Raw genomic sequence first — 22,205 nt, 5'->3', positions numbered from 1 at the left:
GCTCGGCGGCGTCACCCGTTTCAAGTCAATCGGGGTCACGGGGCGCGTTTCGCATGTCGCGAAGGATATAGATGAATACAATCAGCAGGGGTCCCCAGGCCAGTAATGCGCCCACCAGCATCGCATTTACCGTCGCCATGCTGGCTGCTCCGCGATCACCGGCACGATAGATGGTCTCTGTGCGTCGCAGCTTCCGGCACCTGGTAGAGCCACTTCCAATAGGTCCGGTTGCGCTCCAGTTGACGCTTGTAGATCTCACGGCACTTCGCTGAACAAAACTGCTGGAAGTACCAGCTACGCCGGACCAGCCCGAACGGGCGTTTGCATTCCGGATTTCCGCAACAATTTTTCATGACGCAATCTCGGTATTGGCACGCCGTAACCAGCGAATGAAACTCTCGTGGCCCTTGTCGAGACAGAAGCGCCCGCAATAGCGCTCGCGCGCTGGATTTCGCAGAGAGATGATTTTGGGGCCTTCGCTGTCACACTCGGTGCAACGCAGTTCTGTACGCATGGCGACCTCCTTCCGAGGAATTGCCATTTTGCCGATCAAAATGTGTGATGCTCTGCGCCCTTCTTTTCCAAAAGGACAATGCGAAGTCTGGCGTGGTCGGGGCTTATCTGCAATTCGTCCAGATGTTTGGCGAGATCATCCTTACGTATGCTGGCTCGCCCTGGAGCGTTTTCCAGCGAAAGCTTGGCCCGGACTTGATCAGGGGTGGACACCGGTTCGCGTCAAGAAAACGCATCAAAACAAGAATCTTGAGCCCGGTTCTGATTCAATCAGAACCGAAAGGCTCTAGGGCCGGATCGGCTCATTTGGTTGCGGCCTCGCCATTTGGCGCCAGCGCGGCCTCGAGGCATTTGATCAGCGTTTCCCCGTCGCACGGCTTGCTCAAAAAGCAGGTTGCTCCCGCCTTCATGGCGCGTGCGCGGTCGCTTTCGACCGAAAAGGCCGTGACGAAGATGAAGGGAAAGCGATGGCCGGTGGCGAGCAGATGAGCTTGCAGCTCGAGCCCGCTCATGGCGGGCATTCTGACATCCGTTATCACGCACGAAGTGTCATTCAGATGCGGCGATTGCAGGAACTCCTCGGCCGATGCAAATGAATGGACGACGTAACCAAGCGACCTGACGAGATTATGGGTCGCGGCGCGAACCGACCCGTCGTCGTCGATGATTGATATGGCCCGATTGGACAAGGCGATTCTTTCTGGAGACGACCAGAGGATGTCTTTTGCTGTGCCGCCGCGTCTCGGGAGAGTGCGCTGCAAATCTGCGAGGGAAAATCATACTTAGGTTTGCGACCGGCCGGATGCAGGCCCGATCCCGAGTAGCTCGGCCATCCGTACCAGATCGGGCAACGACTTCGCTCCCATTTTCCGCATGATATGCCCGCGATGTATTTTCACGGTGATCTCCGCCAGGCCGATTTCGGCTGCGATCTGCTTGTTCATGAGCCCCGACGTCACCAGCGCCATCACCTGCCGCTCGCGGGGAGTTAGCGTCGCGAAAAGCGCGTGCAGCTCCGAGAGAACCATCGCTTCGTCGCGGCTGTTGCGGTCGCGCTCGATTGCCGCGGTTACGGCATCCAGCATGTCCTGATCGCGGAATGGCTTGGTCAGAAAATCGACGGCGCCGGCCTTCATTGCGCGAACCGTCATCGGAATATCGCCATGACCGGTCATGAAGATGATCGGAATGTGAATGTCGGCCTTGGCCAGTTCGGCCTGAAAGTCGAGGCCGCTCAGTCGGGGCAGCCTGATGTCAAGGATCAGGCAACTGGGAGCATTCGGAAGCTTGTACTGCAGAAACTCGTGAGCCGAACCGAACACCTCGACGCGCAATCCCACGGACCGGAAGAGATTGCTCAGTGCCTCACGTACCGATGCGTCGTCGTCGATGACGAAGACAACCGGCTCCTCGACGCTTGCGAGGCTGGAAGGCGGTGCCGGGCGCGCGGTCACGGTGCACCCTCCTGAGTTACCGGCAGGGTAAACTGGAATGTCGCGCCAGGGCCGGCATTTCCGGACGCGGACAGCCGTCCGCCATGAGCGCCGATAATGGAGCGGCAGATCGACAGGCCCATGCCCATGCCGCCGGATTTGGTGGTGAAGAAGGCGTCGAACAGCCGGCCAGCGTTCTCGGCTGCGAGGCCAACGCCGCAATCCTTCACCGTCACCACGATCTGCCGGGTTTCGTCCTGGCATGTCCGGATCACCAGTTCCCGCGGCCGGTCCGCGACCGGCTGCATCGCCTCGATGCCATTGATGACCAGGTTGAGAATGACCTGTTGCAACTGGACCCGATCGGCGATGACCAGCGGCAGGTCGGGGGAGAGCTCCAGCCGCAACGATACCTGGTGGATGAGCAGCTCATGCTGCACCAGGCTGATGACCTCGTTGATGACATCGTTAATGTGAAGCGCGGCCCTCTGATCGGTTGCCTTGCTCACGAGCGCGCGGACCCGCTGGATTACTTCGCCGGCACGATTGCCGTCCTTGATGATCGCTTCCACAGTCCCGCGCGCTTCCTTCAGGTCGGGAGGCTTGCGGTTGAGCCAACGCCGGCATGCGGCGGCGTTGGTGACCACGGCGGCGAGCGGCTGGTTCACCTCGTGGGCGATCGAGGCAGCAAGTTCGCCAAGCGCAGTCACGCGCCTGACATGCGCAAGCGTCGCCTGCGCTTCATGCAATTCCATCTCGGCTCGCTTGCGCGCCGTAATATCGGTTACCGCCCCAACGAATTCGACTCCGCCTGATGCATCCTTCATCGCATGTGCGGTGGCGTGGACATGCTTGATCGAGCCATCGGGCATCAGCAATCGATAGCTATGTGCGAAGTCCTTGCCCGCGCTGGACGCGCGGTCGATGGTCCGTTGCACGCGTCCGCGATCGTCCGGATGAATGCGTTGAATGACGGTGGCGAGCTTGATGGACGGAGCCCTTTTGAATCCAAAAATTCTGAACGTCTCTTCCGACCAGATGAGTTCGCCGCTGGCGACGCGCAAGCCGAAGCTGCCGGTGTGGCTCAATCGCTGGGCTTTGGCCAAATACATTTCGCTCTGCCGCAGCGCATTTTCAGCCTGCTTGCGCTCCGTGACGTCCTCGCATGCGATCAGGACGATCAATCGGCCGTCCAGCCGCACGGCTTTGGCGTTCTCGCGAACCCAGAGGGTTGAGCCGTCCTTGCGAACCTTGCATATCTCCCAACTGTGGGTCTGGCCGATATTCTCCAGGCATATGGCGACGTTGCTTTGGGCGGCGCTTTGCTCTTCGGCCGGAAAGACTTTCAGCACGGATTTCCCGAGCAATTCGCTGACGGAGTAGCCAAGTTGTGCGGCGCCGAATGTGTTGACGGACAGCACGGTTCCGGTCGCATCGACCATGAAGTACATCACCGGGTTATGCTCGAACACCTCCTTCCATTGCGCCTCACTGTGGCGCAGCGCCTCGATCGCGCGCGCTTCGGCGCTCAGTCGGCCCTCAAGCACGGCTTCCATCTGCCGGCGGGTACGCCCCACCAGGCCCATCATGACCAATGAGGCGGCAAGCGAAGCGATCAGCAGCACGAACGCAATGAAATGAGGCGCGGCCATCGGTACTGGGCCGAGCAGCAGCCAGATTCCGGCCACCGCTCCCAACGCCAGCGCCATGCTGCCGAGCAACCATTGCTCGGCCGAGCTCAGGGACTTTATCGTCGGCTTACGCATCATCAGCACCGACACTCGGACAACGCGAGCGGCGCTGCGTCGCCAGGTGTTCGCGACCATCAGCGGCGACAACGCCGCCCTCCTAACAGGCTGGATACTAGCAGCTTTTCGCAGGCCCGGAGGGCAAAATCGGCTGATCATCCGCGGCCCTTTAACGTTCGGGCGCGCGATCTTTCGTGGGCGAGGGCCAGACTGCGATCCTAAACCTCGGTATGATCCGCCCAACCGAATGGAATGTTTGGATCAACCTCCGTTCAATGGTCCGCTCCCCCTCGACGATTACGCTGATTGGCTATCCGGATGGCGGCCGAGCGCAGGTTTTGCCATGCAGGAAGAGTATTACGGAAAGGCCCAACGACCTGACCCCTTGCCGGCCGGTCGCCGTGGTCAAACCCGCTTCGTTGGGGATCACCGACCGAACTCAGGGGATTGATATGCCGAAAGCACATTTGCATTTGATCCGTTGCTCTGACGACATCGAACCCGCAACAAATCGCCGCGACCGCAGGTTTCAGCCTATCGTTATCGATGGAGGCAGGCGAGCAAACGTCGTCCCGGTAGAGAACCCGTGGGAACGCCTATTTGACCTGTTCGATCTGGGCGTCCTGATTGCGCAGGCAAGCTATCTTACCTTCGTCACGGCGAGCTTGGCCGCGCTCGAGTCTCACGCTCGGGCTGCGGCAGAACGGACCAACTAGACTTGCGAGGAGGCGGCGCGAGTCCGTAGGATGGGTAGAGCGCAGCGAAACCCATCACTGTCTCTCCACATGATTGATGGGTATCGCTTCGCTCCACCCATCCTACGGGACTGAAAGAACCCTACGCCGCCGGCTTGGCGACGTTGTCCTCGGCAGAGAGCAGATGAAGCAGCGCGCTCTTGATCGCGGCCTGCCGGGTCGGCGCGTTGATCTGGGCGCCGAGCAAATCGGTGACGTAGAACACGTCGCGGGCGCGTTCGCCGAAGGTCGCGACATGGGCGGAGGCGATGTTGAGGTTGAGCTTCGAGATTGCGGTGGTGAGCTGATACAAGAGGCCCGGGCGATCGAGGCCGGAGACCTCGATCACGGTATAGCGATCCGACCACTGGTTGTTGATGATGACCTCGGGCTCGACCGCGAATGCGCGCACCTTGCCGCGGTTGGCGGCCTTGCGCGCCACCACTTCGGGCAACCGCAATTTGCCCTCGAGCACGTGCTCGATCATCTCGCCGATGCGGGTCGCGCGCCGCCCCTCGTCCTCGTCGCGGTCGTATTCCCTTGATATCGCGATGGTGTCGAGCGCGCGGCCGTCGGTCGTGGTGTAGATCTGCGCGTCGACGATGTTGGCGCCGGCGGAAGCACAGGCGCCTGCGATGATCGACAGCAGCCACGGATGGTCTGTGGCCAGTATCGTCAATTCGGTAACGCCGCGCGCCTCGTCGAAGCCGACATTGATCGCGAGCTGATGCCCGGCCTGTTCGCTGGCGCGGATGAAACGCGCCTGGCGGATTTTGCGCTGCAGGTCGACCTTGAGCCAGTAGGCGGGATAATGCCGCGCAATGTAGGCATTGAGCTCTTCCTCCGGCCATTCGGTGAAGGCGGCGCGGAATTCGGCCTGTGCCAGCGCGATGCGCTGGGCGCGGTTCACTTCCGAGAAGCCGCCCGTCAGGACCGGCTCGGTTTCGTAATACAGCGTGCGCAACAACTGCGCCTTCCAGCCGTTCCACACCCCGGGGCCAACGCCCCGGATGTCGGCGGTGGTCAGGATGGTCAGAAGCTTCATCTGCTCGACGGATTGCACGACGGCGGCAAAATTCTCGATCGTCTTGCGGTCGGAGAGGTCGCGCGACTGCGCCACCGTCGACATTGTCAGATGTTCCTCGATCAGCCAGGCCACCAGCTCGGTGTCGGCGGTGTTGAAGCCGAGCCGCGGGCACAGTCGCCGCGCCACCCTGGCGCCCGCGATCGAATGATCCTCCGGGCGGCCCTTGGCGACGTCGTGCAGCAGGGTCGCGACATAGATCACCGCGCGATGCTCGGGCTGGATCTTGCGGAACAGGTCGCTGGCGACCGTGAACTCGTCATTGCCGCCGCGCTCGATCTCCTGCAGGAAGCCGATGCAGCGGATCAGATGCTCGTCCACCGTATAATGGTGGTACATGTTGAACTGCATCATCGACACGATCTTGCCGAAGGCGCGGATGAAGTGACCGAGCACGCCGGTCTCGTTCATCCGCCGCAGCACGGTCTCGGCATCGTTCGACGTCAGGATCTCCATGAACAGCCGGTTGGCTTCCGGATCCTCACGAAGCTGGCTGTTCACCAGCTTCAGCGAGCGCGTCACCGTCCGCATTGCGTCGGGGTGGAAGGCGAGGTTGTTCTTCTGGGCCAGATGGAAGATGCGGATCAGGTTGACCGGGTCGTGCTTGAAGACGTCGGGCGCGGCGAGATTGATGCGGTTGTTGTCGATGATGAAATCGTCGCTGTCGGGCACCCGCCGCCGCTTGGGGGCCGGCCGCAGCCGCGCCACCATCCGGCTCAGGACCGGCGCGGGCTTGGCCTGCTCCTCTTCCAGCTTGGCGCACAGGATCGCGGTGAGGTCGCCGACGTCCTTCGCCACCAGGAAGTAGTGCTTCATGAAGCGTTCGACATCCTGCATGCCGGGGTGCGAGGTGTAGCCGAGGCGGACTGCGATCTCGCGCTGCATGTCGAAGGACAGCCGCTCCTCGGCGCGCCCCGAGACGAAATGCAAATTGCAGCGCACCGACCACAGGAAATCGGCGCAGCGGCGGAAGGTGCGGTATTCCTGCGCGTCGAACACGCCGCGCTCGACCAACTCACCGGTTTCGCGCACGCGGTAGACGTACTTGGCGATCCAGAATAGCGTGTGCAGGTCGCGCAAGCCGCCCTTGCCGTCCTTGACGTTGGGCTCGACCAGATAGCGCGATTGCCCGGCGCGGCGGTGGCGCTCCTCGCGCTCCGCGAGTTTGGCGGTGACGAATTCGGCAGCCGTGCCCTGCACGACGTCCTTGTCGAACCGCGCCACCAGCTCGTCATAGAGCGGCCGGTCGCCGGTCAAGAACCGCGTCTCCAGGATCGCGGTGCGGATCGTCATGTCGCCGCGCGCCTGGCGGATACACTCGTCGACCGAGCGCGTGGCGTGCCCGACCTTCAATCCCATGTCCCACAGGCAATAGAGAATGGCTTCGGCGACCTGTTCGCCCCAGGCGGTCTGCTTGTAGGGCAGGATGAACAAGAGATCGATGTCGGATTCCGGCGCCATCAGGCCGCGGCCGTAGCCGCCGGTGGCGACGACCGCCATGCGCTCGGCGCCCGAGGGCACGTGCGAGCGATAGAGATGTCGCGTCGCGGCCGCATAGAGGATGCGGATGATTTCGTCCTGCATGAAGCAGAGCCGCTCGGCGCAGCGGCGGCCGTGACGATCCTTCAAGAGCACGGCCTGCGCGGTGGCGCGCGCGGCGATCATCTCGGCCTTGAGCAATTGCGCCAGCGCCGAGCGGAACACGTCCTCGCGGCCGGCATGTTTTTCGGCCAGCGCATCGACCGCTGCGGTGATCCGCGCGGTATCGAAACGGTCATCCGCCCCGGAGCGGTCCTCTGTTACGATGCTGTCCATGATCTCCCCGATATCGGACGGCGCAGGGGCTGTCACGGGCGATTGTACGGTCAACGCAAAGCTATGCCGTCGCCTCGGCGAATGCCAGCCATAACCTGTTGGAAAGGCGCGGATTTCCAAAATGTCATGCACGCCGCCACGAGGCGTGATGACACAAGGTCGCCAGCCGATTATATCGACTCGCACAAACACAGTCGGGAGAGAGCAAGATGGACGCCGCCGAACTCCGCGCGATGCAGGCCCCGATCAAGGAACGCTACAAGTCCGATCCCTCGGCCGCGGTCATTACCCTCAAAGCCAAAGGCTCGATCGACCATGAAGGCATCGCCTGCAAGGTCGAGACTGGCCGCGCGCTGGCGGTTGCGGGGCTGCACCCCGCCACCGGCGGCTCCGGTCTGGAGCTCTGCTCCGGCGACATGCTGCTCGAAGCCCTGGTCGCCTGTGCCGGCGTGACGCTGAAGTCGGTGGCCACCGCCACCGATATTCCTCTGAAGGCCGGCAACGTCATCGCCGAGGGCGACCTAGATTTCCGCGGCACGCTCGGCGTCGACAAGGAAGCTTCGGTGGGCTTCGAGGAGATCCGCCTGCGCTTCGAGGTCGCAACCGACGCGCCGCAGGACAAGCTCGATCTGCTGCAGAAACTCACGGAACGTTATTGCGTGGTCTATCAGACCATCAAGAACGGCCCGAAAGTCTCGGTGTCGATGAAGCGGGTGTGATCGCTCGTTTACCCTCCCCTGGAGGGGGAGGGTCGGCTCACGGTCCTGACCGGCTACATAGGTAACAGAATAGACCGGCGACATGGGTAACAGGTCAACTGATCGGCAAGGAGGGCCTTGCCGATGGGACTTGGGGGAACCTGTGCCGTGGAAGAGCGGATGCGCTTTGTGATGGCGGTTGAGGAGCGGCAGGAGTCGTTTGCAGCGATTTGCCGGCGGTTCGAGGTGAGCCGGAAGACCGGCTACAAGTGGCTCGAACGTTATGAGGAAGAGGGCATCGCGGGCCTGTCGGATCGCACGCGCGCACCGCATCATCATCCACACGCGATTGCCGAGGATGTTCTTGAGCAGTGCCTTGCCGTGCGGCAGGCGCATCCGAGCTGGGGACCTGTGAAGGTGCGCGCCTATCTGGAACGGCGCCATCCTGCCAAGGATTGGCCGGTGGCGAGCACGATCGGCGCCTTGTTCGATCGCGAGGGATTGACGGTCAAGCGGAGGCTGCGGCGGCGCAGCCCGCCCTCGAGCGCGCCGTTTGCGCATTGTGGGGCTGCCAACGACGTCTGGTGCATCGACTTCAAGGGCTGGTTTTTGACCGGCGATGGCAGCCGTTGCGAACCGCTGACGCTCAGCGACGCCTACAGCCGCTATCTGTTGCGCTGCCAGGCGCTGGCACGTACCGACACCGAGCATGTGTGGCCGATCCTCGATGCGGCATTCCGCGAGTTTGGCCTGCCGCTTTATCTGCGCTCCGACGATGGCTCGCCGTTCGCCTCGCGCGGCGCGGGTGGGCTGTCGAGGCTGTCGGTGAAGCTGATCAAGGCGGGGTCACGCCGGAACGCATTGCACCGGGCAAGCCGCAGCAGAACGTGCGGCATGAACGGATGCATCTGACATTGTTGCAGGACACGGCCAATCCGCCGGCACGAACCTTGCGCGAGCAGATCAAGCGCCTGCAGGCGTTCCAGCGTCTTTACAACGAACAGCGTCCGCATCAGGCGCTCGACAACGCCACGCCGGCCGATCGCTATACAGCTTCCCCTCGTCGCTACGACGGCGTGCTGCGCGAGCCTGGCTATGGTGTCGACCATCGCGTCCGCCGCGTGCGTCACAACGGTGAGATCAAGTGGAACGGCAGCGCGATCTACATCAGCGAGGCTCTCGTAGGCGAGCCGGTCGGTCTCGCCGAAGACGACGAGGGATGCTGGACCGTCAGCTACGGGCGGATCGAGCTCGGCGTGATCACTCACCGCGGCGGCGATCGCCTGAACAAACCAAAACGCAAGGCCTGTGGACTTGTGGACAACGCGAAGGGGCGTTGCCCACAAGACCCACAGGCCCAGCAACAACAGACCTGAACGAAACGAGAATTGTGTTACCCATGTCGTCGGTCAGAACTGTTACCCATGTCGTCGGTTGCTCAGAAGTGCAAATGTCCCCCGAACTCGCCTTCCTCCTGACGCTCGGCCTGCGCATGGCGATCACCGCGGCGTTCGTGGTGACGGCTTCCATCGTCACCGAACGCTCAGGCCCCGTCATCGGCGCGCTGATCGCGACGCTGCCGATCTCGGCGGGGCCGTCCTACGTATTCCTCGCGCTCGATCATGACGCAGCCTTCATCGCCGAGGGAGCGCTGGCGAGCCTGCCTATCAATGCCGCGACGATCTTCCTCGGACTGACCTATGTCGTGCTGGCGCAGCGCCACGGCGCGCTGCTCAGTTGCCTCGCGGCGGTCGCCGTATGGCTCGTGCTCGCCGCGATCATCCGCTCGGTGCAATGGTCGCTCGCCGGCGGCCTGATCGCGAACGTCATTGCCTTTGCCATCTGCGTGCCACTGCTCGCCCGCTACCGCCACGCCAAAATGCCGCCGATCCGACGGCGCTGGTACGACATCCCGCTGCGGGCATCGCTGGTCGCGACACTGGTGGCGACGGTGGTCACGACTTCGGGCTGGGTCGGTCCCAAGATCAGCGGCATGATCGCGCTATTCCCGATCGTGTTCACCTCCATGATGCTGATCCTGCACCCGCGGATCGGCGGTCCGCCGACCGCGGCGGTGCTCGCCAACAGCGCCTGGGGCTTGATCGGCCTCGGAATTGCGATTGCGGTGCTGCATGTCGCAGCACTGCAGTTCGGCTCGGCGATCGGGCTGAGTTTGGCGCTGGCGACGTGTGTGGGATGGAATCTCGGTCTGTGGTGGCTCGGGCGAAGGAAGATGGCGCGCTAGCCACCGTCATTGCGAGGGGCGAAGCGACGAAGCAATCCATCTCTCCGCGCGTGCGGAAAGATGGATTGCTTCGCTTCGCTCGCAACGACGGTGGAGGGAGACCTACCCCTTCGGCAATTTCGCCTTCAGCGCATACAACGCCTCCAGCGCCTCACGCGGCGACATCTCGTCGGGATGCAGCGCCTTCACCGCTTCCATCAACTGCTCCGCCTCGCTCGGGGCTGCGGCTTCGGCGGCGGCGCGGGAGGGGACGGCGAACAGCGGCAGATCATCGGCGAGTGCCCGCGCCGTCTGGCCGCGGTCCTGCGCTTCGAGCTTCGCCAGCACCGATTTGGCGCGCGCGATCACGGCCGGCGGCAGGCCGGCGAGCTTGGCGACCTGAATGCCGTAGGAACGGTCGGCCGAGCCGGGGAGCACCTCGTGCAGGAATACGACGTCGCCCTGCCATTCCTTCACCCGCACGGTGGCGTTGAACATCCGTGGCAGCTTGGCGGACAGCGCGGTCAGCTCGTGATAATGCGTGGCGAACAGCGCGCGGCAGCGGTTGGCCTCGTGCAGATGCTCGATCGCGGCCCACGCGATCGAGAGGCCGTCGAAGGTGGCGGTGCCGCGGCCGATCTCGTCGAGGATGACCAGCGAGCGCTCGCTGGCCTGGTTCAAAATCACGGCGGTCTCGACCATCTCGACCATGAAGGTCGATCGTCCCCGCGCGAGATCGTCGGCCGCGCCGACGCGTGAGAACAGGCGGTCGACGACGCCAATCCGGGCGCGCGACGCCGGCACGTAGGAGCCGATCTGCGCCATCAGCGCGATCAAGGCGTTTTGCCGCAGGAACGTCGACTTACCCGCCATGTTCGGGCCGGTGATCAGCCAGATCTGACCCGACTTCTGGCCAGGCCCCGGCGAAAGGTCGCAGGCGTTGGCAATGAACGGCTGGCCGTCGCGCTTCAACGCCTGTTCGACCACCGGATGCCGGCCCCCCTCAACGGCGAAGCCGAGCGAGCCGTCGACCTCTGGCCGCACGTAATTGTCGTCTACCGCCAGTTTCGCCAGCGCGGTCGCGACATCGAGCAGCGCGAAGGCACGCGCCGCGGCGCGCAGATCGTCGCTGGCGGCCAGCGCCATCGCAGAGAGACGCTCGAAGATTTCCAGCTCCAGATTGAGCGCGCGATCGCCGGCATTGGCGATCTTGGCTTCGATCTCGCCGAGCTCGGACGTGGTGAAACGAACTTGGCCAGCCAGCGTCTGGCGGTGGATGAAAGTCGCATTCAGCGGCGGCGCCATCAGCCTGTCGCCGTGCTGCGCCGTGACCTCGACGAAATAGCCGAGCACGTTGTTGTGCCGGATCTTGAGCGCCTTGATGCCGGTATCGTCGGCGTAGCGCGCCTGCATCGCGGCGACCACGAGGCGGGAGGCGTCGCGCAGGTTTCGGCTCTCGTCGAGCGCGGGCTCATAGCCCTCGCGGATGAAGCCGCCGTCGCGCTTGATCAGCGGCAGTTGCTCGGCGAGTGCGCGTTCGAATTCGCGCGCGAGATCGCGCGAGGGGCGGCGCAGCGCCTCCATCACGGCGATGATTTCAGCCGGTGCGGCTTCGAGCTGCGCGAGGCGCGCCAGCGCCTGGTCTGCCGCGAGAATGCCGTCGCGCAAAGCCGCAAGGTCGCGCGGGCCGCCGCGACCGACCGACAGCCGCGCCAGCGCGCGCGACATGTCGGGCGCGGCGCGCAGCGTCGTGCGAATGTCATCACGTGCGGCGCTGTCGGCGACAAAGGCCGCAATCGCATCCAGCCGCCGTGCGATCGCAGCACTATCGGTGAGCGGCGCCGCCAGACGTTGCGCCAGTAGCCGGGAGCCTGCCGCAGTCACGGTGCAGTCAATCGCGTCCAGCAGCGATCCGCGCCGCTCGCCGGCCAGTGTGCGGGTCAGTTCGAGATTGGCGCGGGTGGCGGGATCGATCGCCATCGTCGTGCCCGCAGCCTCGCGTGACGGCGGCGACAGCGGGGGGCGTTTGCCGACTTGGGTGCGGTCGATATAGGTGACGGCAGCGGCCGCAGCGGTCGCCTCCAGCCGTGTCATCGCGGAGAGGCCATCCATGGTCGCGACTGCGAAATAGTCACAGAGGCGCCGTTCCGCGGTGGCGCCGTCGAAGACGTCGCGGGTCAAGGGCGTCACTGAAGGTAGTTCGCGCAGCAGCGCGCCCAGATCAGGATCGCCATAGAGCGCATCGGTGACGATCGCTTCATTCGGATTGATCCGCGCCAGCGTCGCCGCGAGTTCCGCGGTCGAGCATTCCGTGACCATGAACTCGGAAGTCGAGATGTCGATCCAGGCAAGCCCGATGCGGTCACCGCCGGAGGAGGCGCGGGCGCGCGCGATTGCCAGCAGATAATTGTTGGTGCGGGCATCCAGCAGCGTGTCTTCGGTCAGCGTGCCCGGCGTCACCAGCCGCACCACGCCGCGCGCCACCACGCTCTTGTTGCCACGGGCGCGAGCGGCGGCCGGATTCTCGGTCTGCTCGCATACGGCAACGCGGTGGCCGGCATTGATCAGGCGATGCAGATAATCCTCGGAGCGTTCCACCGGCACGCCGCACATCGGGATATCCATCCCCTGATGCTTGCCGCGCTTGGTCAGCACAATGCCGAGCGCCTTCGAGGCGATCTCGGCGTCTTCGAAGAACAGCTCGTAAAAATCGCCCATCCGGTAGAACAGCAGCAGCCCGGGGTGGGCAGCCTTGATCTCGAGATATTGTTCCATCATCGGCGTGACGCGTGCGGGCGTCTCTGGTGCCGGTGCTTGCTCCGGGGACAGGGGGATGGATTGCTGGATCGTCATCAGAGCGTTTTCAAGTGAAGTGGGCACCGGTTCGCGTGAAGAAAACGCGTCCAAACGAGAAGCTGGAGCCGGCCACGGCTCCAGGGGCGGCAAACTACAGAATTTCACCGCTCGGTCCTATTCCCTTACCTGCGTTGTCAGAGTTTTCCACGCCTAGGGCCGCTCGATTGATTATACGCCCGGAGCATGACGGCCCCTCCGCGAAAGCGCCGCGGGGCAGCCATGCCTCAATTGACCTGCCGCGGGTGCGCTCCTAAAACTCGCCATCAAATCTGGGTCAACGCCTAAAGCACGGCATTCAGGGAGAGATTCTATGCGTGATGTATTCATTTGCGATGCCGTCCGGACCCCGATCGGCCGTTTCGGCGGATCGCTCGCCAAGGTCCGCGCCGACGATCTGGCCGCAGCCCCGATCAAGGCGCTGATGGCGAAGCATCCCAATCTCGATTGGACCCAGGTCGACGAAGTATTTTTCGGCTGCGCCAACCAGGCCGGCGAGGACAACCGCAACGTGGCGCGGATGGCGCTGTTGCTCGCGGGCATGCCGGAATCGGTTCCCGGCCAAACGCTGAACCGCCTCTGCGCGTCGGGTCTCGATGCGGTCGGCGCCGCGGGACGGGCGATCCGCGCTGGCGAAATCGATTTCGCGATTGCCGGCGGCGTCGAATCGATGACGCGGGCGCCGTTCGTGATGGGCAAGGCGCCGGAAGCGTTTGCGCGCTCGGCCGAGATTTACGACACCACGATCGGCTGGCGCTTCATCAATCCCCTGCTGAAGGCGCAGTATGGCGTCGATGCGATGCCGGAGACCGGTGAGAACGTCGCCGAAGAATTCCAGGTGTCGCGCGCCGACCAGGACGCGATGGCGATCCGCTCCCAGCAGCGCGCGGGCGCGGCGATCGCCTCGGGCTATTTCGCCGAGGAAATCACGCCGATCCAGGTGCCCGGCGGCAAGGCAGGTCCCACTACCGTCGACAAGGATGAGCACCCGCGTCCCGAAACCACGCTCGAAGGATTGGCAAAACTGAAGCCGATCGTGCGCAATCCCGGCACGGTGACGGCGGGGAATGCCTCCGGCGTCAATGACGGCGCGGCGGCGATGATCCTCGCTTCTGAGCTAGCTGTGAAGAAGCACGGGCTGACGCCGCGGGCGCGCATCCTCGGGCTTGCATCAGCCGCGGTGCCGCCGCGCATTATGGGCATCGGCCCGGTGCCGGCGACGAAGAAGCTGATGGAGCGGCTCGGCATCAAGATCACCGACTTCGATTTGATCGAGCTCAATGAAGCCTTCGCTTCCCAGGGCATAGCCTGCCTGCGTCAACTGGGCGTCAAGGACGATGCCGATTTCGTCAACCCGCATGGCGGCGCGATCGCGCTCGGCCATCCGCTCGGCATGAGCGGCGCGCGGCTGGCGCTGACGGCGGTGCACGGCATGGAGAAGCGGGGCGGGAAGCTTGCCTTGGCAACCATGTGCGTCGGCGTCGGCCAGGGCGTTGCGGTCGCGATCGAAAAGGTCAATTAAAACAACAGTTTGGGAAGGCGAAAATCGCCCTTTCCCAAATTAGTTATGTCATATAATGATCCGGTGGCGCGGCTTGCTGTGTCACAAGCCCCTCATGGTGAGGAGCGCGAAGCGCGTCTCGAACCATGAGGCCCGTCTGTAGCCTACATCCTTCGAGACGCCCGCTTTGCGGGCTCCTCAGGATGAGGGGCATAGAGCGGCTGTGACGCAGCAGGACTAGCCGGCGCGATGCGAGGGAGGAATTCGTCATGACATTGGTCTATCCAGTGCAAAGTCTCGCGGCGCATCCGCCGCGGCTGTCTCCCGCCTACAAGAGCACGGTCAAGCGTTCGCCCTTCAAGCCGCTGATTCCGATGCGGCATACGCTGTCGGAATTGACCGGGCCGGTCTATGGCCACGAGACCGTGCGCGCGAACGATCACGACCTCACCGTTCACGGCAAGGGCGAGCCGATCGGCGAGCGCATCATCGTGCACGGCCATGTGCTTGATGAAGACGGCCGCGGTGTGCCGAACACGCTGGTTGAACTGTGGCAGGCCAATGCCTGCGGCCGCTATGTCCACGTCGTCGACCAGCATCCCGCGCCGCTTGATCCGAATTTCACCGGCGCCGGCCGCGCGCAAACGGACGCGCAGGGCTACTACCGCTTCATCACCATCAAGCCCGGCGCTTACCCCTGGGGCAATCACCACAACGCCTGGCGTCCGGCCCATATCCACTTCTCGGTATTCGGGCACTCGTTCGTCTCGCGCCTGGTGACGCAGATGTACTTCCCCGGCGATCCGCTGTTTCCGTTCGATCCGATCTTCAATTCGGTTACCGACGAGAAGGCGCGCAACCGGATGATCTCGTCATTCGATCTGGAGAACACCAGGCCGGATTGGGCGCTGTGCTACCGCTTCAACATTGTGCTGCGCGGGCGCAGCGCCACGCCGATGGAGAACAGTTAAGTGCCACAGACCAAACCGGACGGGGTCACCCCGTCGCAAACCGTCGGTCCCTATTTCGCCTACGGCCTGACGCCGGGCGGCAAATACGACTGGAACGATGCGTTCAACAACAATCTCGTCACGCCGGATACGTCGGGCGAACGCATTCGCGTCGAGGGCACGGTGTTCGACGGCGACGGCGTGCCGGTCGTCGATTGCATGCTGGAGATCTGGCAGGCGGACGCGCAGGGCCGGTTTTCCGATCCGCAGGACAAGCGCGCGCTGCCGAATACGTCGTTCAAGGGGTTTGGCCGCATCGGCACCGATGCCAAAGGCGGCTATGCGTTCAACACCATCAAGCCGGGCGTGGTGCCCGATCCCGACGGCAAGCCGCAGGCGCCGCACATCCTGCTTGCGGTGTTCGCACGCGGCATGCTGCTGCATCTCTATTCGCGGATCTATTTCGACGGCGAGGCCGCCAATGCTGCCGATCCGGTGCTGGCGCTGGTGCCGGCCGACCGTCGCTCGACACTGATCGCGACGCGCCGGCCGGGCAACGGCAATCCGGTCTATCGTTTCGACATCCATCTGCAGGGCGACAACGAGACGGTGTTCTTCGACGTGTAGCCGCGACTACATCGCGGGGGCGGCGCGACAGGCAAGACTTCGCACATGATGACGCTTCGCCAGGTCGAGGTGATCCGCGCCGTGATGGTGACCGGCACGATCGGCGGAGCTGCGAGACTTCTGAACGTATCCGCGCCGGGCATCAGCCGGCTGGTGAAATATACCGAGAAGTCGCTGGGCGTCCGCTTCTTCCAGCGTCAGAACGGGCGCTATTTCCCGACAGCGGAAGCCCGCAACATCTTCGAGCAGATCAACGGCGTCTACGAGAAGATGGACGATCTCTCCGAGATCATCTCCAAGATCGGACGCGGCGATCTGTCGGAGCTGCGCATCGGCTCGGTGCCGAGCATCTCGCAGGTGATGGTGCCGCGCGCGATCGAGCGGGTGCGGCGCCGCTATCCCGAACTGCGGATCGACATCAACATTCTCAAAATCGAGGAAGCCGTCGACTATCTGCTGCTCGGCCGCGGCGATTGCGTCGCCATGAGCTACCGGCTCGAGCATCCCGGCCTCGACTTCCTGCCGCTGGCGTCGGGCGAGTTGTTCTGCATCGTGCCGGCGGGACATGAGCTCGCCGGATGCAAGCAGGTCTCGGCCAAGGAGATCATCCGCTATCCGCTGATCGGCATCGATCCCAACGATCCCTATGGACGGATCATGGCGGAGATATTTGCGCGCAACAAACTCGACTACGACATCACCATCCGCGCGCGCTTCGGCACCACGGTGTGCGCGCTGGTCAAAGCCGGCCTCGGCATCGCCGTGATCGACCAGTTTACCGTCGCGCATGGCGGCTATCCCGGCATCGAACTATTGACGATCGTCGAGCCGACCAGGTTCGACACCTACATCGCGGTAAAGCGCGGCGCGCCGCTGTCGCTGCACATCGAGCACTTCATCGACTGCCTGCGCTCGGAAATGCGCGCCGTTGGGCCGGGCAAGGCGGCGCTACGAAAGCCCGATCCGAAGCCGCGCAAGAAATAACATGATGTTATCTATTCGGCATAAATGGGTAATTGTGTTAGGTGGGCAAAACGCTATCGTTCGGCCGGATCGGGGCGTTCCCGAGCCGTCCGCTGGCCCTTACGCGCATTTGCGCCCGACAACGAGATCATGAGCCCTGCCGCCCGCCCGATTGCTCCGGCCGATCGCCGTTTCCTCACCGGTCTGATCGGCGCGCCGATTGCGCATTCGGCTTCGCCGGCGATGCATGAACGGGCCGCCGAAGCGCTCGGCGCTCATTGTCACTACCAGCTCATCGAAGTTGCCGATGCGGGCCGCGAAGAATTGCGACTGCTGCTCGACGGTGTACGCCGGCTGGGTTTTGCCGGCGTCAACGTCACCTTCCCGTACAAGGAAGCGGTGGTTTCCCTGCTCGACGAATTGTCGCCCGGTGCGCGCGCGATCGGCGCCGTCAACACCGTCGTGGTTCGGGATGACCGGCTGATAGGGCACAACACCGACACAACGGGATTTGCCCGGGCGATCACCGAACTCGTCCGCGATCCCGCGCAGAGCATTGTCGCCGTGATCGGCGCGGGCGGTGTCGGCAAGGCGATCGCCTTTGCGCTTGCCGGAATTGGCGTGGCGGAAATCAGAATCTTCGACACCGATGCAGCCAAGGCGGCGCAACTTGCCGGCCTGATCGAGAGCCGTGGCCGCACAAAGGTATCCGATAGCGTCGAGGAAGCCATGCGCGGCGTCAGCGGCGTGGTCAATGGATCGCCGGTCGGCATGCTGCCGAACCGTCGCACGCCTGTGCCGGATGCGCTGCTGCACAGGGATATTTGGGTGGCGGACGCGGTCTACACGCCGCTCTGGACGCCGCTGTTGAATGCCGCCAAAGCGAAGGGCGCCGAGGTCATGACCGGGCGCGAGCTCGCGATCTACCAGGCGGCGGACGCCTTCGAGCTGTTCACGGGACTGAAGCCATCGGCCGTCGAGATGGGAAATGCATTCGACGCCGTGATGGCCAAACGCTACGCTAAAGTGAATGCAGCGTAACAGCGCGGCCGGTTACAAGGCCGTCTTTTGCAACAACAAGAGGGGATGGAAATGAGATCTCGAATCTTTGCCGGGCTATTGCTCGCTACCGTATCGGCCGCAACCGCATTTGCGCAGGGCGCACCGATCAAGCTCGCCGATGTCGCCGAACTGTCGGGCGGCGGCGCCACCGTCGGCAACAACTGGAAAAACGGCATCGATCTCGCGATCGAGGAGATCAACGCCAAGGGCGGCGTGCTCGGCCGCAAGCTCGAAGTCACGCATGCGGATTCGCAATCCAACCCCGGCGTTGCCCGCGCGCAGGTGCAGAAGGCGCTCGACAATGAGCCCTATGTCCTGCTCGGGCCCGGCTACTCGGGCTCGGTCAAGGTTACCTCGCCGCTCGCCGCCGAAGCCGGCATCACCCAGATCATGGGTGGCGAGGCGGCTGAACTGACGCAGGGCGGCAACAAGTTTCTGTTCCGCACCTCGTTCGGCCAGCAATCCTCGATGCCAAAAGTCGCGAAATACATCAACGATGAGCTGAAGGCTAAATCGGTTGCGATCGTCTGGGTCAACAATGATTTCGGAAAGGGCGGCCGCGACGTCATCAGCAAGGAATTCGCCAAGTACAATATCAAGGTCGCGGCCGACCTCTCCACGGAAGCGGGGCAGGCCGATTTCGCCGCCGACGTCAGCAAGATCAAGGCTGCGGCGCCCGATGCGGTCTTCATCTACCTCAACGAGGAAGAAAGCGCGCGCATCCTGAAAGAGCTGAAGCGCCAGGCAGTCGCTGCGCCGCTGGTCGGCGAGACCACGCTGGTTGGTCAGAAGGTCGTCGAGCTGGCTGGAGACGCCGCCAACGGTGCGCGCGGTCACGTCGGGCTTACCACCGACGCGCCCGTCGATCTGGTCAAGGCCTTCCGGGAAAAATTCGTCAAGAAGTACAACTACGTGCCCGATCACAACGGGCTTAAGGGCTATCTCGCGATCTACATGGTCAAGGCGACCACCGAGAAGATGGGCAAGGTCGATCCCAAAAAGTTCGCTGATACGCTCCACGGCCTCACCATCAAGGCCGCCAGCGAGCCCGGCATCCTGATGGATGTGACTTTCGATGAGAAAGGCGACATCGATCGCCAGGGATTTTTGGTCGAGATCGTCGAGGGCAAGCAGGTCGTCAAGCAAGTGCTGCCGAAGCTGAATTGACTAGTGATGAGATGAGGTCGCGCGGCGACGGCGGTGCGCTCCCTCTCTCGCTTGCGGGGGAGGGCTGGGGTGGGGGTGTTGCCGCGAGTTCCACTGCCCGTGTGGAGAGAGCCCCCACCCGCAAGCGGGAGAGGTGGAGCCCGTTGCGCGGCCGAGCGAATTCATCTGAGCCGAAGTGTCAGCGGAGCCGATCTCCGCGTCGTGAGGGAGAAGCATGTCCAATCTGCTCGATCTGCTCGTGGCAGGTCTTGCGACCGGGGCGATCTATGCCCTTGTCGCCGTCGGTTTCACGCTGCTGTGGCAGACGTCGCAAACCATCAATTTCGCGCAAGGCGAATTCGTGATGCTGCCGGCGTTCCTGATGCTGGCGGTGATGCACGCGGGCGCGCCGTTCTGGCTCGCCATCATCCTCGGCATCCTGCTGTCGCTGCTGCTGTTGGGGCTCGGCTTCAAGCTCTTGCTGGTGGATCCGATGCTGCGGCACGGCGTGCTGCCACTCGCGATCGCAACCATGGCGCTCGCGATCGGCATGAAAGAGGCGGTGAAGCAGTTCTTCAGCGCGGAGGCCTCGCCGTTCCCCTCCATCGTGCCCGCCGGTGATGTCTGGGTCCTCGGCCGCGTGGTCTCGTTGCAGAGCCTCGGCGTGCTCGCACTTGCGATCGCCGTGGTGATCGGCCTGACTGCGCTTCTGAACCGCACGTCGATCGGTCACCAGATGCAGGCGACCGCACAGAATCCGACGGTTGCCCGCATCATTGGCGTGCCAGTCGAACGCATGATTCTGCTGACGTTCCTGATCAACGCGTTTCTGGTGGCCTTGGCGTCGCTGCTGATTACGCCGATTTATCTGGCGAAATTCTCCTCCGGCGAAGTGCTGGGGCAGGCGGCGTTCATCGCGGCGATCGTCGGCGGCTTCAACCAGGTGCGCGGCGCCATTGCCGGCGGGCTGCTGATCGGCGTCGTCGACAATCTGGCGGCCGCCTATGTATCGACGCAGTACCGCGCCGCGGTGCCGTTGATCCTGCTGATCGTCATCATCCTGTTCCGTCCGCAGGGGCTGCTCGGCCGGCCCGAGGAGCGCACGGTATGACCGCAGCAGGGAAATATTGGCGCATTGCCATCGGCGTTGCCGTCATCGCGGCGCTGATTATCGTGCCGATGAATTTCAACCGCTATGGCCTCTTCATCCTGAGCCAATGGGCGGTGATGACGATTGCCGCAATGGGGCTCAATCTGACGCTGGGATATGCCGGTCAGGTTTCGCTGGCGCAGGGCGCCTTCGTCGGCATCGGCGCCTATGCGGCGGCGATCATGACCACGCAGGGCATGCCGCTGATCGCGGCGCTCGGTGTCGCGATCGTGCTGTGCTTTGCGATCGGCTGGATCCTGGGCTATCCGGCGCTGCGCGTGCAGCATCACTACCTCGCCTTCGTGACGCTGGCGTTCTCGACTCTGGCCTTCCTGGTGTTCCGTAACGAGGACTGGCTCACCAAGGGCATCTACGGCATCTCCAATATTCCGCGGCCGAATGTCCTTGGCTTCGCGACCAGCCGGCCGCTGCCGTTCTATTATTTCTGCCTCGGCTCGCTCGGCGTCGTCTCGCTGGCGATGTGGTGGCTGATCCGCTCGCCGTGGGGCCGCGCTTTCGTGGCGCTGCGCGAAAACCCGGTGCGGGCGCTGTCGCTCGGCATCGACACGCGCCGCTATACGCTGATGGCGTTCGCAATCGGATCGGCGCTGGGCGGCGTCGCCGGCACGCTCTATGCGCCGCTGACGCAGTATATCGATCCGGTTCCGTTCAACCTCTCGCTCTCGCTTGACCTGTTGATGATGGTGATCGTCGGCGGCTCCGGTTTCTTCTTCGGGCCGTTGCTCGGCGCAATGATTGCGGTGCTGCTGCCGGAATGGCTGCGCTTCACGCAGGGCTACTATTTGATGCTCTATGCGGTCGCCGTGATGCTGCTTCTGATCTATTCGCCGAGCGGCATTCTCGGCATCCTCGATCGCTATCTCACCGAGCGCCGCACCAAGGTGGCGTCTGCCTTGCGGGCAGTGACTAAATCCCGGCTGGAGACGGCGCCATGACCGCAGTCCTCGAAGTCAGCAACATCAAGAAGAGCTTTGGGGGCATCAAGGCGGTCGACGGCGTTAGCTTCGACGTGCAGGAGGGCGAGATCCTCGGGCTGATCGGCCCGAACGGCTGCGGCAAGTCCACGCTGTTCAACTGCATCCTCGGGCAACTCACGCCGACCGATGGCGAGGTAAAGATCGACGGCAAAATCGTCACGGGATTGCGGCCGTCCGAGCTGAATCGTCTGGGCGTCAGCCGCACCTTCCAGCTTCTGCAGGTATTCCCGAAACTTTCGGTGCGGGAAAACCTGATCCTTGCTGGTCAAGAGCATCAGGGCAACATGGTGTCGCGGCTGTTCGGCCCTTCCGATGCCGGGCTGAGCGCGGCGGCCGACCAGATGATTGGTTTCTTCAAGCTCGACCATCTCGCCACCGAAGCCGCAGGCGGGCTGTCGTACGGCCAGCAAAAGCTGCTCGACGCCGCGATGGCGTTCATGGGGGGCCCGCGGCTGGTGCTGCTCGATGAACCGGCCGGCGGCGTCAACCTCACCATGCTCGGGGATCTCAAGGAACGGCTGGCCGCGATCAACCGCGAGAAGCGCGCCACCTTCGTCGTAATCGAGCACAATATGGAATTCGTGATGTCGCTTTGCACCCGCGTCATGGTGATGGCGGAAGGCAGACTGCTGGCGATGGGCACGCCTAGCGAAGTCCGCGCCAATCCTGCCGTCATCGAAGCCTATCTCGGCCACTAAAGGGATCG

Annotated in this window: 18 protein-coding genes and 1 pseudogene; 13 read left to right on the top strand and 6 right to left on the bottom strand. The window is 63.4% G+C overall.

Going from position 1 to position 22,205, the window contains the following annotated elements:
- Nucleotides 1-349: 349 nt before the first annotated feature.
- From YUO_RS46190 to YUO_RS0113440, 4 genes are all read right to left on the bottom strand, one after another.
- Nucleotides 350-514: a hypothetical protein gene (locus YUO_RS46190; RefSeq protein WP_156908617.1), complete on the bottom strand. Its 165-nt coding sequence runs from the start codon at nt 512-514 to the stop codon at nt 350-352.
- 301 nt (nt 515-815) lie between these two features.
- Entirely contained in the window at nt 816-1,202 is a 387-nt protein-coding gene (locus YUO_RS0113450) for a response regulator transcription factor (protein ID WP_028347735.1), read from the bottom strand.
- 93 nt (nt 1,203-1,295) lie between these two features.
- Entirely contained in the window at nt 1,296-1,967 is a 672-nt protein-coding gene (locus YUO_RS0113445; protein ID WP_028347734.1) for a response regulator transcription factor, read from the bottom strand.
- Nucleotides 1,964-3,784, bottom strand: coding sequence for a PAS domain-containing sensor histidine kinase (locus YUO_RS0113440; protein ID WP_028347733.1), 1,821 nt, complete (start codon nt 3,782-3,784; stop codon nt 1,964-1,966). The genes YUO_RS0113445 and YUO_RS0113440 overlap by 4 nt, the downstream gene beginning before the upstream one ends.
- Nucleotides 3,785-3,888: 104 nt before the next feature.
- Here YUO_RS0113440 and YUO_RS47720 point away from each other — a divergent pair, with 104 nt between their 5' ends.
- Nucleotides 3,889-4,410 carry a hypothetical protein gene (locus tag YUO_RS47720; protein WP_235782705.1) on the top strand — a complete coding sequence of 174 codons (522 nt, stop codon included), beginning with the start codon at nt 3,889-3,891 and terminating at the stop codon, nt 4,408-4,410.
- Nucleotides 4,411-4,531: 121 nt separating this feature from the next.
- Here the strand turns inward: YUO_RS47720 and YUO_RS0113430 are convergent, their stop codons facing one another.
- Complete coding sequence (locus tag YUO_RS0113430) at nt 4,532-7,327, bottom strand: [protein-PII] uridylyltransferase (protein WP_028347732.1); 2,796 nt, start codon at nt 7,325-7,327, stop codon at nt 4,532-4,534.
- Between the two features lie 209 nt (nt 7,328-7,536).
- On the opposite strand from YUO_RS0113430, the gene YUO_RS0113425 reads away from it, so the two are divergent.
- The 3 genes and pseudogenes from YUO_RS0113425 (at nt 7,537) to YUO_RS0113415 (ending at nt 10,270) form a co-directional block, all read left to right on the top strand.
- Nucleotides 7,537-8,046 carry an OsmC family protein gene (locus YUO_RS0113425; RefSeq protein ID WP_028347731.1) on the top strand — a complete coding sequence of 170 codons (510 nt, stop codon included), beginning with the start codon at nt 7,537-7,539 and terminating at the stop codon, nt 8,044-8,046.
- 123 nt (nt 8,047-8,169) lie between these two features.
- Nucleotides 8,170-9,401 (top strand): annotated as a pseudogene (locus tag YUO_RS48910) (integrase core domain-containing protein).
- A gap of 74 nt (nt 9,402-9,475) precedes the next feature.
- Nucleotides 9,476-10,270, top strand: a complete 795-nt coding sequence (locus YUO_RS0113415) for a hypothetical protein (RefSeq protein ID WP_028347730.1) — start codon at nt 9,476-9,478, stop codon at nt 10,268-10,270.
- 102 nt (nt 10,271-10,372) lie between these two features.
- Here YUO_RS0113415 and mutS read toward each other — a convergent pair whose 3' ends face one another.
- Nucleotides 10,373-13,102: a DNA mismatch repair protein MutS gene (gene mutS, locus YUO_RS0113410; RefSeq protein ID WP_028347729.1), complete on the bottom strand. Its 2,730-nt coding sequence runs from the start codon at nt 13,100-13,102 to the stop codon at nt 10,373-10,375.
- Nucleotides 13,103-13,415: 313 nt separating this feature from the next.
- Here mutS and pcaF point away from each other — a divergent pair, with 313 nt between their 5' ends.
- From pcaF to YUO_RS0113365, 9 genes are all read left to right on the top strand, one after another.
- The gene (gene pcaF, locus YUO_RS0113405; RefSeq protein WP_028347728.1) at nt 13,416-14,624 is read left to right on the top strand and encodes a 3-oxoadipyl-CoA thiolase; all 1,209 of its coding nucleotides are present in this window, start codon (nt 13,416-13,418) and stop codon (nt 14,622-14,624) included.
- A gap of 248 nt (nt 14,625-14,872) precedes the next feature.
- A complete protein-coding gene (gene pcaH / locus YUO_RS0113400) occupies nt 14,873-15,574 on the top strand; it encodes a protocatechuate 3,4-dioxygenase subunit beta (protein ID WP_028347727.1) in 702 nt (233 codons plus the stop codon).
- Nucleotides 15,575-16,180 (top strand): protocatechuate 3,4-dioxygenase subunit alpha, encoded by a 606-nt coding sequence (pcaG, locus tag YUO_RS0113395; protein ID WP_028347726.1) that lies wholly within the window; start codon nt 15,575-15,577, stop codon nt 16,178-16,180.
- A 45-nt stretch (nt 16,181-16,225) separates the two neighbouring features.
- Nucleotides 16,226-17,164 (top strand): LysR family transcriptional regulator, encoded by a 939-nt coding sequence (locus tag YUO_RS0113390; RefSeq protein ID WP_028347725.1) that lies wholly within the window; start codon nt 16,226-16,228, stop codon nt 17,162-17,164.
- Between the two features lie 129 nt (nt 17,165-17,293).
- Nucleotides 17,294-18,184 carry a shikimate dehydrogenase gene (locus YUO_RS0113385; RefSeq protein ID WP_051379419.1) on the top strand — a complete coding sequence of 297 codons (891 nt, stop codon included), beginning with the start codon at nt 17,294-17,296 and terminating at the stop codon, nt 18,182-18,184.
- 51 nt (nt 18,185-18,235) lie between these two features.
- Nucleotides 18,236-19,372, top strand: coding sequence for an ABC transporter substrate-binding protein (locus YUO_RS0113380; protein WP_028347723.1), 1,137 nt, complete (start codon nt 18,236-18,238; stop codon nt 19,370-19,372).
- A 214-nt stretch (nt 19,373-19,586) separates the two neighbouring features.
- Nucleotides 19,587-20,462, top strand: a complete 876-nt coding sequence (locus YUO_RS0113375; RefSeq protein ID WP_028347722.1) for a branched-chain amino acid ABC transporter permease — start codon at nt 19,587-19,589, stop codon at nt 20,460-20,462.
- Entirely contained in the window at nt 20,459-21,457 is a 999-nt protein-coding gene (locus YUO_RS0113370; protein ID WP_028347721.1) for a branched-chain amino acid ABC transporter permease, read from the top strand. The genes YUO_RS0113375 and YUO_RS0113370 overlap by 4 nt, the downstream gene beginning before the upstream one ends.
- A complete protein-coding gene (locus YUO_RS0113365) occupies nt 21,454-22,197 on the top strand; it encodes an ABC transporter ATP-binding protein (RefSeq protein WP_028347720.1) in 744 nt (247 codons plus the stop codon). Before YUO_RS0113370 ends, YUO_RS0113365 begins: the two co-directional genes overlap by 4 nt.
- Nucleotides 22,198-22,205: the final 8 nt, after the last annotated feature.

Source organism: Bradyrhizobium murdochi (genome assembly GCF_000472965.1).
Lineage (GTDB): Bacteria > Pseudomonadota > Alphaproteobacteria > Rhizobiales > Xanthobacteraceae > Bradyrhizobium > Bradyrhizobium murdochi.
The sequence above is the reverse complement of the archived record's forward strand: the minus strand, read 5'-3'. Positions and strand labels throughout refer to the sequence as shown.